Consider the following 13,044-nt stretch of genomic DNA (forward strand, 5'->3'; position numbering starts at 1 on the left):
GAAACTGATGTCTGTGGTGTTATTCATTAATGATACGCACCGATAGCACCATAGATCCCTTCAATGAGCATTTGGCAACCAATAACCGCTAAGATCAGACCCATTAATCGAGTAATAATATTGATCCCTGATTTTCCGAGCAAGGCTTCTAGCTTTTGTCCAAAAATGAAGAACACGAAGGTGATCAAGCACAATAGAGCAAATGCGCTTACGGTTATCGCAATATCTTGCCAAGCATTTGAAGCTGAAAAACTCATTGCGGTGGCAATTGTTCCTGGGCCAGCCAAAATAGGTACTGCTAAAGGCGATATTGCAATATCTGTATCGCTTTCCTCTGAGGTTTTATGCATTTCGGAATGTTCTCCATGGAGCATATTGTAGCCGATGAGAAAAACTAAGATGCCACCAGTAATCCTGAGTGCTGGGAGGGTAATTCCAAACATGTGGAAAATGGTTTTACCTAATAATGCGAAGGCTAAGATGATAAAAAATGAGACCATTAATGCTTTAATTGCGATGGCTTTTTGCTGTCTTTCAGCTAACTGACCGCTTAATCCGATAAATACTGTGGTATTTGCAATAGGATTCATAATGGCAAAGAAGCCGAGGAATACCGTAATGGCGTGTTGGGTCAATTCATTCATCTGAAATCCTTATCGCTGAAGAAGATAGCGTTTACGGTCAAGGTGGTTCGCGACCGAAGTTTTTGATTTGTGGCGAGAGAGGTCGGCGATTGGTGAAGTCAGTTCATGTTTCTCAATTGCTAGCCTTTCTTACAGAGTTGCCAAAATATCGTAAGGTGAAATAAGACAGATTAACAGAGCTTTAGGCCTTTCTCGAGCTAAAAAAAATCCAGCACTAGGCTGGAAAAAAACATAAGGAATGGCTAATACGGGCTATTGCTGGAGGCTAAATAGCAGGGGCGATTAGCGGCCCCATAAATCGACTTATTCGAAACGACTGAATACGACGCTAAAGGATGGAAGCACCTCGCGATTTATGTGATGAAGAATACCGTGATATAGATCACAAAACAACTTTTATTGTAATTTTTTTACTTAATTTTTATTCTTTTTTAGTCATTTTTGTGAAAATCCAAAGTAATACAATGAACTATGTAGTAATTATACTTAATCTTCGGTGTTTTGCGGTTCTTGTTCCGCTAACATTTCTAGCAAGGATATGGCTACACCAACAAAATCTGTATCAGTAATTATGCCTAATAACCGTTTACCTTCTACGACGGGGAGGCAGCCGATACGATGTCGTTCAATGTGTTTAGCGGCTTGCTCAACACTCGCTTCGGCGGATACGGTGTGTAACTTGGTAATCATGATATGTTTTAGCATGATTTGTTGTTCATGGGCACGTCTTTGTTCTGGAGTGGTTTTTGTTAATGATGATTCTTGCGCGGCGAGTAAGGTTCGTTCACTGACTAAACCGACCAGTTGCTGTTGCTTGTCGAGGATGGGTAGGTGGCGAATTTTGAATTCCTTACACAGACTAATCGCTTCTTCTAAGGTAGTTTGTTCAGTGCAAGTGTGTGGCGTAGTAGTCATGATGTCTGCAATTTTAATCATAACGAGCACCTCTGGTTGTCATCTCTTCTTTAAATCTAGAGGTTCTCGGTGAATTTGGGTTGATAAAAATCAACGAATTTTGTGCTTTTTCAAGGTGCGGTACAGACTTGTGGTGTTGCTTATAAAAGCGATGAAAATATCGTGAATTATCTTGCTAAATTGATGAATATCTACTGCTCATTCCCTTCGTTTTACTTCTGATCTTTGTTGCTGGTTCGAGCTTTGGTGATGGTTTTTGGGGCTGCTTGTTATTGGCTTTAGTGAGGTCGATGGTAGGAAGGGGTGAGCAAGCCGAAGGGCTTGGTTGAGTATTGTTTACTTGCTCCCTATGAAACAGGGCTTAACGGTAGGCTATGAAGTCTGCCTACCGTGAGTCGTGATAAAACCGCCAATGAACACTCGATTTGCGCGAGTGTTCTCGTTTATTTCTGCTGAATGATGGCTAAAACAGTTTGTGATAGAGACGATTGGCATAGTCATCAGTCATGCCCGCAATATAATCAGCAATCACGCGTGCTTGATTACTTCCATTTTCGCCTGCTTGTAGCCAACGGGTTCGGGTATTTAGTGGCAACAAGCGCTCAGGGTCGCTGGCAAAGGCTTGAAATAGCTCCATGACGACTTGTTGGCCTTTGAAACGGGTCATTTCTATCTCAGGGGTTTGAATGACATAATGTAAGACGAAACGCTTAAGTACGTCTAAGGCTTGCGCCATGGGGGGCTCCATGGCGGCTTGTAAGTCCAATAATGGATCGTCGAACAGTTGTTGATGACGAAGCCTGATAGAGGTGATAAAGGCATTTACTAAGCTGCCTATCGCATCTTTTTGATCATAGTGATGTTGGCTAAATAGTTTTACGGATAACTCGCCAATTTCATCGGCTAACCAGCAATCTTTGATATCGGCAATCGCCGAGGCGACTTGTTCTTGCCAATCGTGGCGGCTGACAATACCCATGACAATGGCGTCTTCAAGGTCGTGCACACCATAGGCGATGTCGTCGGCTAGTTCCATAATGGAGCAGTCTAAAGACTTAAAGCTGCTCTTACGATGTTGCTGGCTACTCACCTCGCGACTTTGTACGAAACGTTGGCGATCGTTTAAGCTAAAGCTGGCAAGGACCCAGTTATATAATTCACGGTCGTCATCATAGATCCCTTTCGCAGGGGTCCAATCTGCAACCTTTAACTGACGGAAGCTTTTGGCTTCTTGAGGCAGTGGTTGGCGCTGTAAGTGACTTAATAAACATGGGTATTTGATAATACCTAACAGAGTTCGTCGCGTCAGGTTCATGCCATTCGACTTGGTATACGGCTCTAATTTAGTTAAGATCCTAAAGGTTTGGGCATTGCCTTCGAATCCCCCGTGATGACGCATCATATAGTGCAGCGCGACTTCTCCACCATGGCCAAAGGGAGGGTGGCCGATATCATGAGCGAGACATAAACTCTCAATGAGATTTAATTCGGGTAAAAAGTGATGTGGTAGGTCCTTTAAGGAGTGAATGTGGCCGATAATGCCTGTACCAATCTGCGATACTTCCAGCGAATGAGTTAAGCGGGTTCGGTGAAAGTCATTACTGCCGATGCTGAGCACCTGAGTCTTGTTTTGTAAACGACGAAACGCTGCAGAATGAAGGATCCTCGCTCGATCTCGTTGCCAAGGAGTGCGATGATCATTGCGTCGTTGATTTTGTTCTTCAACAAATCTTGCTGTGCCATCTTGTTCGAACAGTCCATTCATTTGGTGGGCTCCCACTACTACACATTCACTACCTTACACTACCTTTAGTAAAAATAGTATGTGCTTAATTTTAAGCAAAAAAAAGGCACCAAAAGTGCCTTACTATTTTCAGCCGAGAGCTTTAATCGACTTGCCGATAGCCATCTAAAAAATTTGCAATTCTTCCTATTGCTTCCCTTAGCTCTTCTTCTCGAGGTAAAAAAACAATCCGAAAATGGTCAGGTTTGGACCAGTTAAAGCCAGTACCTTGTACAATTAATATCTTTTCCTGCTGCAACAAATCTAGGGCAAATTGTTGGTCGTCCTTAATGTTGAATTTTTCCACATCAAGTTTTGGAAATAGATACATTGCGCCTTTGGGTTTTACGCAGCTAATTCCTGGGATATCGTTCAGCAGTTGCCAAGCAAGGTTGCGTTGTTCATATAAACGCCCCCCGGGAACAATTAATTCATTGATACTCTGATAGCCGCCGAGTGCTGTTTGAATTGCATGTTGCACGGGCACATTGGCACATAAGCGCATCGATGCCAGCATGTCTAAACCGTCGATGTAGTCCGTCGCGCGATGTTTCGGACCACTAACGAGTAACCAACCAGAACGGAAGCCACATACGCGATAAGCTTTGGATAAGCCGTTAAAGGTTAAGGTGAGCACGTCGTCAGATAATGTCGACATTGGGATGTGTAAGGCATCATCATAAATAACTTTAGAATAGATCTCGTCGGCAAATAGAATCAAATTATGTTCACGCGCCAATTCAACCAGCTCGAGAAGAATTTCTTTGCTATATACCGCTCCTGTTGGGTTATTTGGGTTGATCACCACCAAGCCTTTGGTACGAGGTGTAATTTTACTGCGGATATCGTCTATATCGGGAAACCAACCTGCTTGTTCATCACATTCGTAGTGAACTGGATTACCGCCAGATAAGGTTACGGCAGCTGTCCATAGCGGGTAATCGGGTGATGGGACTAACATTTCGTCGCCGTTATTTAGCAGTGCCTGCATCGCCATCACGATGAGTTCACTAACGCCATTACCGAGATAAATATCTTCGAGGGTGGTGCTACGTAGTCCTTGTAACTGGTAGTGGTGCATTACCGCTTTACGGGCCGAAAATAAACCTTTGGAGTCGCAGTAACCCTGAGCTGTCGGCAGGTTATGGATCACATCGACTAGAATTTCTTCGGGCGCTTCAAAATTAAACTCTGCAGTATTGCCAATATTTAACTTCAGTACACGGTGACCTTCTTCTTCAAGGCGTTTGGCTTGCTTTAATACAGGACCTCGTATGTCATAACAGACATTGTCGAGTTTATGGGATTTCGCTATTTGATACATGATAGTTACAGCCTTAGATGGATATGCTTATTAACTTATTTTTTGAGCTTGCTTGCAAGCCTTTGCGATGAGTATTTATACTTTTTTAGAATTTTTTATGGCTGATGCGATTTTGTGCGATGAGTTGATGATAAACTGCTACTTATAGTAGATTTTTCATTGTGAGACTATGTTAGAACTCAAGCATTTAAAAACCTTACAAGCGCTTCGAGAAAGTGGCTCCTTGGTGGTTGCCGCTCAGCGTTTATGTTTAACTCAGTCCGCTTTATCTCATCAACTCAAAGATCTTGAATCACGTATTGGCGCTAAACTATTTGTCCGAAAGACCAAACCATTACGCTTTACCATGGCGGGTTTAAGAGTATTAGACTTGGCCGATAATGTTATAGAACAGGTACAGCATACAGAGCGTGAATTGAGCCGTCTAGTTGGCGGTCAGGCTGGGCGGCTGCATCTCGCGATTGAGTGTCATAGTTGTTTTAATTGGTTGATGCCCGCTATCGATCATTATCGTGGCTTGTGGCCAGATGTGGAATTGGACTTTAGCAGCGGATTTAGTTTTGAACCCTTACCCGAACTTGCGTTGGGGCAGTTGGACTTAGTGATTACTTCTGATCCCCAAGTGTGGGAAGGGATTAGTTATTGGCCATTGTTCTCCTATCAACCGACATTAGCGTTAAGTCCTAATCATCCCTTGGTGAATAAACCGATCATCGAAGCGGAAGATTTTTCCAAGCAAGTGCTAATTTCCTATCCTGTGGATAGTCATCGTTTAGACCTCTTTAATTTGTTTTTGGACCCCGCTGGTGTGGAGCCCTTGGCGATCCGTAAAGTTGATATGACCATCATGATGATGCAGTTGGTTGCCAGTGGCCGGGGAGTTGCGGTATTGCCCAATTGGGCATTAACTGAATATGTTAATAAAGGTTATATCGTGACCCGCCCCTTAGGGGATGGAACATTGTGGCAAAACCTTTACGCAGCCCGAGCTCAAAGTCATCAAGATAGTGCCTACATTGAAGCCTTTCTAGACATTGCCCGCGAGCATTGCTTTAGCCATTTAGAGGGGATCAAACCGATAGTCTAAAACGGCTTTTATTGAGTTATTAGATGGGGTCGATGGCAATCAATTGATTATCGAACATATTCTTGATAAGGCCCACAAATTCATCGATAAACTGTTGCTGCTGCTGGGTTGGACTGCTCATCCAAACACCAGATAAGACTTGTTCTAAGTCATTCATCACCGCGTCCATTTCGCGAATAACGGTGAAGCGATGTTCACTATCGAGGTGCTCGTGTTGGCGACACACTAACATCACGTTGTCAGATAACTTTTCAGTGACATAATCGCATATTGTTAACGGATTCTGTTGTGCCTGCGTATGTTCAAATAACGCAAGATTGTCACTTAAGAAGCCAATTAGCTGAACGTAGCCTTCACTATCAGTTACCATCGTTCTGTTTCCCTCTTCAACTTTATCTTTATCTGTTTAGTGTATAACGAAATATGACTTAAAAAAAATGTCAGTGAACAAATATGTTAGCTCTATAAGGTCTGAGTTAACTCAGCAGACTGAATATAGGCTTGATTACAAGAATTGGGTAGATAAAGTCTCGGATTCGCCCGTTTTAGATCGCTTAAATGATATTCTAACAAACGCTTGTCTATGGGAGCTGTGCTTTCAGTTTGTTGTAGCCAATTGACTAAGGATTTCGTGTTCTGTGCAAATGCCTGTTCTAAGTCGACGATTTGTTGTTTAGTTTTTTGTATTTGCTCCACATTTAGGGGGGAACGCTGTACTAAATTAATCAGGTAAGGCGTCAGCTTGTGGGCTTGTTTAAAATAACTATCACGAATAGGGACAGGAGACAGCTTCAATTGCTGCTGGCGTTCCAGTTGACCGCAGATATGATTCGCTTTAAGTAAGCCTACGGTTTGTTGGATCACTTGGTTGATATCAAAACCTTCGCCGTACATTTCATGGATCCCAGTGGCTAAGTCATGTTTAGCCAGCCGTAATTTGGGAAAGTTGAATTGTTCTCGAGTAAACACTCTTACTCGGTTAGGGGCCGCATGCCGGGGGACGATAATCGCCAGTTGATCGCGCTTTTGCTCAAAATATAGGTTGGCAATCGCGTGCTGTTGTTCACTTAAGCTAATCAGCCGACCACTAATTTGGCAATCCACGGACTTAGGTTTATCACCGATCTGGTTGGCACTAACATATTGTTGAGGATAATCGGGTAATGCCTGAACTTGTCCCAGTTGGCGTTGCAAATAGTGAGTTGCAATGGCGGCACGACAAATGGCGGTTTCACCTAATGGCTCGATGTTAAATACCTTCCAGGCAATTAATGCAACCATGAGTATTAACATACTGCTACTCATAACAATCAATGGTTGCCGTCGAATGATCATAACTGCCTCGTAAACTAGAAAATAATAGCCATAGTGTGTTTATCTGTTGTTTTTCAAAAAACTAAAGGACTATTTAGAATTATAGCGTCTTACTTGGCAGCGCTTGATCTTCTTTTCTCGGTGAATTTTCTAGCTAGCTTAAACTCGGCACATACGTCGTGTTAGCACGCCAACAAGCTACCTAGCAGAATTGCCAATTTAAAGTTCTTTACAGGACAAATTTTATAGCTTTGTGGTGTGAACTTATGGCCGACTAAGGCCGCGTGCGTTTGGTGATTATTTAAACTTGCTGTTTAATTATTTAAGGCAAAGCAGCGTTTGAGAAAACTAGTGCTGGCATGAATCATTGCGCGTCGCGTCGAGTGGCGATTGATTCGGTTCTCATTTTAAAGTCATCGTTTCGTCGTTAACAATTAGCTGACTGCTTGGGGCGAATGCCCCAACTTTAAATATTATGCTCGTTATTTTAGGCGGTTTTTTGTTTGACCGGAGGTCGCGTCGCTAATTCGATCCTTCCTTTGGGTTTACTACAACAGGTGAGGACTTGGCCTTGGGGAATATTGGCTAAAGGGGGCGTGGAATATTCAACTTCCCCCTTTAATAGGGTGTTTCTACAAGCGCCGCAGACACCTTCTCGACAATGATATTCAGGATTAAATCCTGCCTGCTCAAAGGCTTCTAGAATACTGCGATGGTGGCTATCAACCACCACCTCAATACCATCAGCGATCACTCGGCCTTCTTGATGCGGCATTACAGCTCAAAATCCTCAAAGTCATCGACTGCAATGGTTGAGTCAATTTGTCCGACGAGGTAGGAACTGATTTCAGCTTCTTGTGGTGCGACCTGTACATTGTCTGAAACTAGCCAAGAATTTATCCAAGGGATCGGGTTACTGCGGTCTTCAAAGCAAGGGTGTAAACCCACGGCTTGCATTCGGTTATTGGTTATATATTCAACGTATTGACAGAGGATCTCTTCATTCAAACCTATCATTGAACCGTCTTTAAATAGGTACTTGGCCCATTGTTTTTCTTGTTCTGCTGCATCGGTAAACATCCGCCAAGCGTCTACCTCACATTCGGCCGCTATTTCGGCCATCTCAGGATCGTCTTTCCCTTCGCGCATTAAATTAATCATGTGCTGAGTGCCTGTGAGATGAAGAGCTTCGTCACGGGCAATGAGCTTAATGATTTTGGCATTGCCTTCCATGAGTTCACGTTCAGCAAAGGCAAAAGAACATGCAAAGCTTACATAGAAGCGAATTGCTTCAAGTACATTAACCGACATTAAACAAAGGTAGAGTTTCTTTTTCAACTCACGAAGTGAGACGGTGTAAGGCTTGCCATCGAGCAGATGCTCTCCTTCGCCATAGAGGTGATACATTGAAGAGGCTCGAATTAAATCGTCGTAATATAGTGCAATGTCATTGGCTCGCTTGATGATTTCTTCGTTTTCCATGATGTCATCAAAGACTTCACCGGGATTTCCCATCACATTACGAATAATATGGGTATACGACCGCGAGTGGATGGTTTCACTGAAAGCCCATGTTTCTATCCAAGTTTCGAGTTCAGGTAGGCTCACCAAAGGCAATAGAGCGACATTGGGAGAGCGTCCTTGAATACTATCCAGCAAGGTTTGGTATTTTAAATTACTAATGAAAATATGCTGCTCATGTGCGGGCAATTTTGCATAATCGATGCGGTCTCTGCTGACATCCACTTCTTCTGGACGCCAGAAAAATGATAATTGCTTTTCAATTAATTTTTCAAAGATAGGATGACGTTGTTGGTCATAACGAGCCACGTTTACCGGCTGACCAAAGAACATGGGTTCTTTGGTGGCATCGTTGGCTGTTTGGGTGAAAATTGAGTAGTTCATCTACATTATTCCTAACAATTCTTTGCGCCTAAGCGCGTAAACTTGGCTTAAATTTTACATGCACCGCCGGCGCAATCATCATCTTCTGGCTCGGGTTTCATATTATCGTGCTGGTCGCTAGCTCCATCACGAGTATTATGATAATACAGAGTTTTTACGCCATATTTATAGGCGGTTAGCAGGTCGGCAATCAAGATTTTCATGGGGACTCGATTACCCACAAAGCGTGATGGATCGTAGTTAGTATTAGCCGAAATACTTTGGTCAACAAACTTTTGCATTAAACCCACTAATTGCAAATAACCGTCATTATTTGGAATATCCCAAAGTAACTCGTAGCTATTTTTGAGGTTTCCAAAGTCAGGCACCACTTGTTTTAGAATGCCGTCTTTACTGGCTTTTACACTGACGTAACCGCGTGGCGGTTCAATGCCATTGGTCGCGTTGGAAATTTGGCTGGAGGTTTCCGATGGCATCAAGGCCGATAAGGTTGAGTTACGTAAGCCGTAAGTGGTGATTTCTTGGCGCAATTCTTCCCAATCGTAATGCAGCGGCTCGTTGCTTAATTGATCCAACGATTTTTTATAGGTATCGATGGGTAGAATACCTTGCGCATAGGTGGTCTCATTGAACATCGGACAGGCACCTTGCTCCTTGGCAAGACGCATCGAAGCTTTTAACAGCCAGTACTGGATTGCCTCAAATGTGCGGTGGGTTAAATTGTTGGCACTACCGTCACTGTATTTGGAACCATTCTTAGCCAAATAATAGGCATAGTTAATGACCCCAATCCCTAGGGTGCGACGGCCAAATGACCCTTTTTTCGCTGCTAGTATGGGGTAGTCTTGGTAATCGAGTAAGCTATCTAAGGCTCGAACTGCAAGATCTGACAAGTCTTCCAATTCGTTGAGATCTTCAATTGCACCTAAATTGAAAGCCGATAGAGTACATAGGGCGATTTCACCATTTTCATCATGCACATGCTGTAACGGTTTGGTGGGCAGTGCAATCTCTAAACAAAGGTTTGATTGACGAACTGGTGCTTGAGCCGGATCAAATGGGCTATGGGTATTACAGTGGTCGACGTTTTGAATATAAATACGTCCGGTAGAAGCACGTTCCTGCATCAATAAAGAGAACAAATCAACGGCTTTAATCGCCTGTTTACGGATACTAGCGTCTTGCTCGTATTTTAGATAAAGCTGCTCGAAGGTATCTTGATCTTCGAAAAATGCATCATATAAACCCGGTACATCGCTGGGCGAAAATAAAGTGATGTTTTCACCCTTCACCAAACGTTGGTACATTAACCGATTCAGTTGCACCCCGTAGTCCATATGACGAACTCGGTTATCATCAACGCCTCGGTTGTTCTTGAGTACTAATAGTGACTCGACTTCGAGATGCCAGAATGGATAGAAGATAGTTGCAGCGCCACCACGCACACCACCTTGTGAACAGCATTTAACCGCCGTTTGAAAATACTTATAGAAAGGGATACATCCAGTATGGAAGGCTTCTCCCCCACGGATCTCACTACCCAAGGCGCGGATCCGTCCAGCGTTGATGCCAATGCCCGCACGCTGTGATACGTAAGTTACAATCGATGATGCGGTGGCGTTGATGGACTCTAAGCTATCACCACACTCAATCAATACACAGGAGCTGAATTGACGGGTTGGGGTGCGTACTCCCGACATAATCGGTGTTGGCAAGGAAATCTTAAATAAAGAAGTCGCATCGTAAAAACGGCGAATGTAATCCAAGCGAACTGATTTGTCATAATGGGCAAATAAACAGGCTGCTACTAGGATATACAAAAATTGGGCACTTTCGTAGATCGTGCCAGTGACGCGGTTTTGTACTAGATATTTACCTTCCAGTTGTTTTACTGCTGCATAGGAAAAGTTCATATCGCGCCAGTGATCGATAAACTCATCCATTTGGGCAAATTCTTCCACGGTGTAGTCTTTCAGCAAATGCATGTCATAAAGACCAGCTTCACATTGTTTGACCACATGTTCGTAAAGCTTCGGTGGTTCAAACTGACCGTAGGCTTTTTTTCGTAAGTGGAAAACCGCTAAACGAGCGGCTAAAAATTGGTAATCGGGCGTTTCTTGAGAAATTAGATCTGCAGCCGCCTTGATAATCGTTTCATGGATATCTTTGGTGGCCATACCATCGTAGAATTGAATATGTGATTTTAGTTCGACCTGTGAAACGGATACATTTTTAAGGCCCTCGGCGGCCCATGTAATCACTCGGTGAATTTTATCCAAATTAATGGCTTCTTGTTTACCGCTACGTTTGGTTATCAGTAGATCTGTATTCATGAATGGAGGGCCTATATCCTAATTTTGTGCTACTGGCTGTCTAGTATGGCAAATATTGCCTGACTACTAGATATAGTGTTTATAAATTTATTTGATACAAGATAATGAGGTTTTGTCGATTTCGCAAGACTTGGAAAAATGAAGAACTTGTGCATAACATGCGGATAATTGCTATATGTTAGTGCTTACTAACTAGCTATCCATATGACTTTGTTAGCGTGGCGTTAATGCAAGTTCTTTTTGCTATAAAAATAGAAAATTATTTATTTTTATGAAAACTTGAAGCGGTTTATAATTTAGCCAAATGTTTGGCGATTAGCTGTTCAAGTTGCTCACTTTTTTGACAGTGTAAATCGGCTTGCCAAGTGTGGATATTGTCATTTTCCGAAATATAGCCCCATTCGGCTAAAATAGTCGTCATCTGGGTGTTGTTTCCAGCTTCGATGTCACGCAGAGCGTCGCCAACATACAAACAATGCTGCGCTGCTACTTTGAGTTGTTGGCAGGCATGTAACATGGGTTCCGGATGCGGTTTCCGCTGGCTAACCGTATCGCCTCCGACTAGCGTTGCACAGCTCGCAAACTCAGTAAAGTAAGCAAGTAATTGCCGACTTAAACTTTCAGGTTTGTTTGTCACGATCCCCCAAGGTGTAGATGTTGCATCTAAGTAGGCTAAGGTTTGCTGAATGCCAGGGAATAAATTAGTGTCGATGCAGATGTTCGACTGATAAAAGTCGAGTAATTGTTGACGCAGTTTGGTTTGCTCTTGTTGATGCCAACTTTCGCCAAAACCAAAACCCAGTAGCCCCATGGCACCATGGGAGCTTAAAGTTCGAGCATCACTTAAACTAATGAGTGGTTGCTGGTGCTGCGCTAGTACATGATTTGCGGCCGCTGCAAGATCAGGCGCGGTGTCTAATAAAGTACCATCTAAATCAAATAGTACCGCAAGTTTATTGTTCATCCTGATCCTGCTTGGCAAGTTGTAACATGTAATTCACATCGACATTAGGGCTTAAGCGAAAGTGCTCAATCACTGGGTAAAATTGTACCCCGGTAATGGCCTGACTTTGTAGGCCGTGCTCATCAGCCCAGCTGAGCAACTCTGAAGGACGGATAAATTTATCATGCTGATGGGTTCCGTTGGGAACCAGCTTGAGCAGTTTTTCTGCCGCCAGAATCATAAACAGGTAGGCTTTTGGGGTACGATTGATGGTTGATACAAAGAGGTAACCGCCGGGCTTGACCAATTTGGCGCATGCTGCAATTACCGAGCTTGGATCGGGCACATGCTCAAGCATTTCCATGCATGTCACCACATCGTATTGGGCAGGCTGTTGTTCGGCGTGCTGTTCGGCGGTAGTCTGCAGATAAGTTAATTGTGCCCCGGTTTCTAAGGCGTGCAATTTGGCGACTTCAATTTGCTCTTGCCCCATATCGATCGCAGTCACATCAGCCCCTCGCAGGGCCATACTCTCGGCTAATATTCCGCCACCACAACCGATGTCGAGGACTTGCTTGCCAAATAGTCCCTTGGCTCCCCGCTCAATATAGTCGAGACGTAATGGATTGATCTGGTGCAGGGTTTTAAAATCCCCTTGTTCATCCCACCAACGGGAGGCTAAGCCTGCAAAATGTGCTATTTCTTGGTGGTCAACATTTTGGCTGTTATTTGGCTGTTCCATTGGTCTCTTTATCCAAGTCATTATTTATAAGTATTATAAGAACTTGTTCATCCT

12 protein-coding genes are annotated in these 13,044 nt (G+C 43.4%); 1 reads left to right on the top strand and 11 read right to left on the bottom strand.

Going from position 1 to position 13,044, the window contains the following annotated elements; all coding sequences use genetic code 11:
- Positions 1–26: 26 nt before the first annotated feature.
- The 4 genes from ACRRS1_RS08285 to ACRRS1_RS08300 form a co-directional block, all read right to left on the bottom strand.
- Positions 27–644: a MarC family protein gene (locus ACRRS1_RS08285; RefSeq protein ID WP_432453642.1), complete on the bottom strand. Its 618-nt coding sequence runs from the start codon at positions 642–644 to the stop codon at positions 27–29.
- 486 nt (positions 645–1,130) lie between these two features.
- Positions 1,131–1,580 carry a CBS domain-containing protein gene (locus ACRRS1_RS08290; protein WP_432453641.1) on the bottom strand — a complete coding sequence of 150 codons (450 nt, stop codon included), beginning with the start codon at positions 1,578–1,580 and terminating at the stop codon, positions 1,131–1,133.
- 442 nt (positions 1,581–2,022) lie between these two features.
- A complete protein-coding gene (locus ACRRS1_RS08295) occupies positions 2,023–3,324 on the bottom strand; it encodes an anti-phage deoxyguanosine triphosphatase (RefSeq protein WP_432462939.1) in 1,302 nt (433 codons plus the stop codon).
- A gap of 121 nt (positions 3,325–3,445) precedes the next feature.
- On the bottom strand, positions 3,446–4,666 hold the full coding sequence (locus ACRRS1_RS08300; RefSeq protein WP_432453639.1) for a pyridoxal phosphate-dependent aminotransferase: 1,221 nt from the start codon (positions 4,664–4,666) through the stop codon (positions 3,446–3,448).
- Between the two features lie 169 nt (positions 4,667–4,835).
- Here ACRRS1_RS08300 and ACRRS1_RS08305 point away from each other — a divergent pair, with 169 nt between their 5' ends.
- Positions 4,836–5,753 (top strand): LysR family transcriptional regulator, encoded by a 918-nt coding sequence (locus tag ACRRS1_RS08305; protein ID WP_432468029.1) that lies wholly within the window; start codon positions 4,836–4,838, stop codon positions 5,751–5,753.
- Positions 5,754–5,772: 19 nt separating this feature from the next.
- On the opposite strand, the gene ACRRS1_RS08310 is transcribed toward ACRRS1_RS08305, so the two are convergent.
- From ACRRS1_RS08310 to ubiG, 7 genes are all read right to left on the bottom strand, one after another.
- Positions 5,773–6,123 carry a DUF3802 family protein gene (locus ACRRS1_RS08310; RefSeq protein WP_432453637.1) on the bottom strand — a complete coding sequence of 117 codons (351 nt, stop codon included), beginning with the start codon at positions 6,121–6,123 and terminating at the stop codon, positions 5,773–5,775.
- Between the two features lie 92 nt (positions 6,124–6,215).
- Positions 6,216–7,046 carry a hypothetical protein gene (locus ACRRS1_RS08315; RefSeq protein WP_432459107.1) on the bottom strand — a complete coding sequence of 277 codons (831 nt, stop codon included), beginning with the start codon at positions 7,044–7,046 and terminating at the stop codon, positions 6,216–6,218.
- 508 nt (positions 7,047–7,554) lie between these two features.
- Positions 7,555–7,842 (bottom strand): class I ribonucleotide reductase maintenance protein YfaE, encoded by a 288-nt coding sequence (gene yfaE / locus ACRRS1_RS08320; RefSeq protein WP_432453635.1) that lies wholly within the window; start codon positions 7,840–7,842, stop codon positions 7,555–7,557.
- Positions 7,842–8,972 (bottom strand): class Ia ribonucleoside-diphosphate reductase subunit beta, encoded by a 1,131-nt coding sequence (gene nrdB, locus ACRRS1_RS08325; protein WP_432453634.1) that lies wholly within the window; start codon positions 8,970–8,972, stop codon positions 7,842–7,844. The genes yfaE and nrdB overlap by 1 nt, the downstream gene beginning before the upstream one ends.
- 47 nt (positions 8,973–9,019) lie before the next feature.
- On the bottom strand, positions 9,020–11,305 hold the full coding sequence (gene nrdA, locus ACRRS1_RS08330) for a class 1a ribonucleoside-diphosphate reductase subunit alpha (protein WP_432453633.1): 2,286 nt from the start codon (positions 11,303–11,305) through the stop codon (positions 9,020–9,022).
- A 289-nt stretch (positions 11,306–11,594) separates the two neighbouring features.
- On the bottom strand, positions 11,595–12,269 hold the full coding sequence (locus ACRRS1_RS08335; RefSeq protein WP_432453632.1) for an HAD family hydrolase: 675 nt from the start codon (positions 12,267–12,269) through the stop codon (positions 11,595–11,597).
- On the bottom strand, positions 12,259–12,990 hold the full coding sequence (gene ubiG / locus ACRRS1_RS08340; protein ID WP_432462942.1) for a bifunctional 2-polyprenyl-6-hydroxyphenol methylase/3-demethylubiquinol 3-O-methyltransferase UbiG: 732 nt from the start codon (positions 12,988–12,990) through the stop codon (positions 12,259–12,261). Before ubiG ends, ACRRS1_RS08335 begins: the two co-directional genes overlap by 11 nt.
- Positions 12,991–13,044: the final 54 nt, after the last annotated feature.

The organism is Agarivorans sp. Z349TD_8, assembly GCF_050870825.2.
In the GTDB taxonomy this organism is placed as follows: Bacteria; Pseudomonadota; Gammaproteobacteria; order Enterobacterales; family Celerinatantimonadaceae; genus Agarivorans.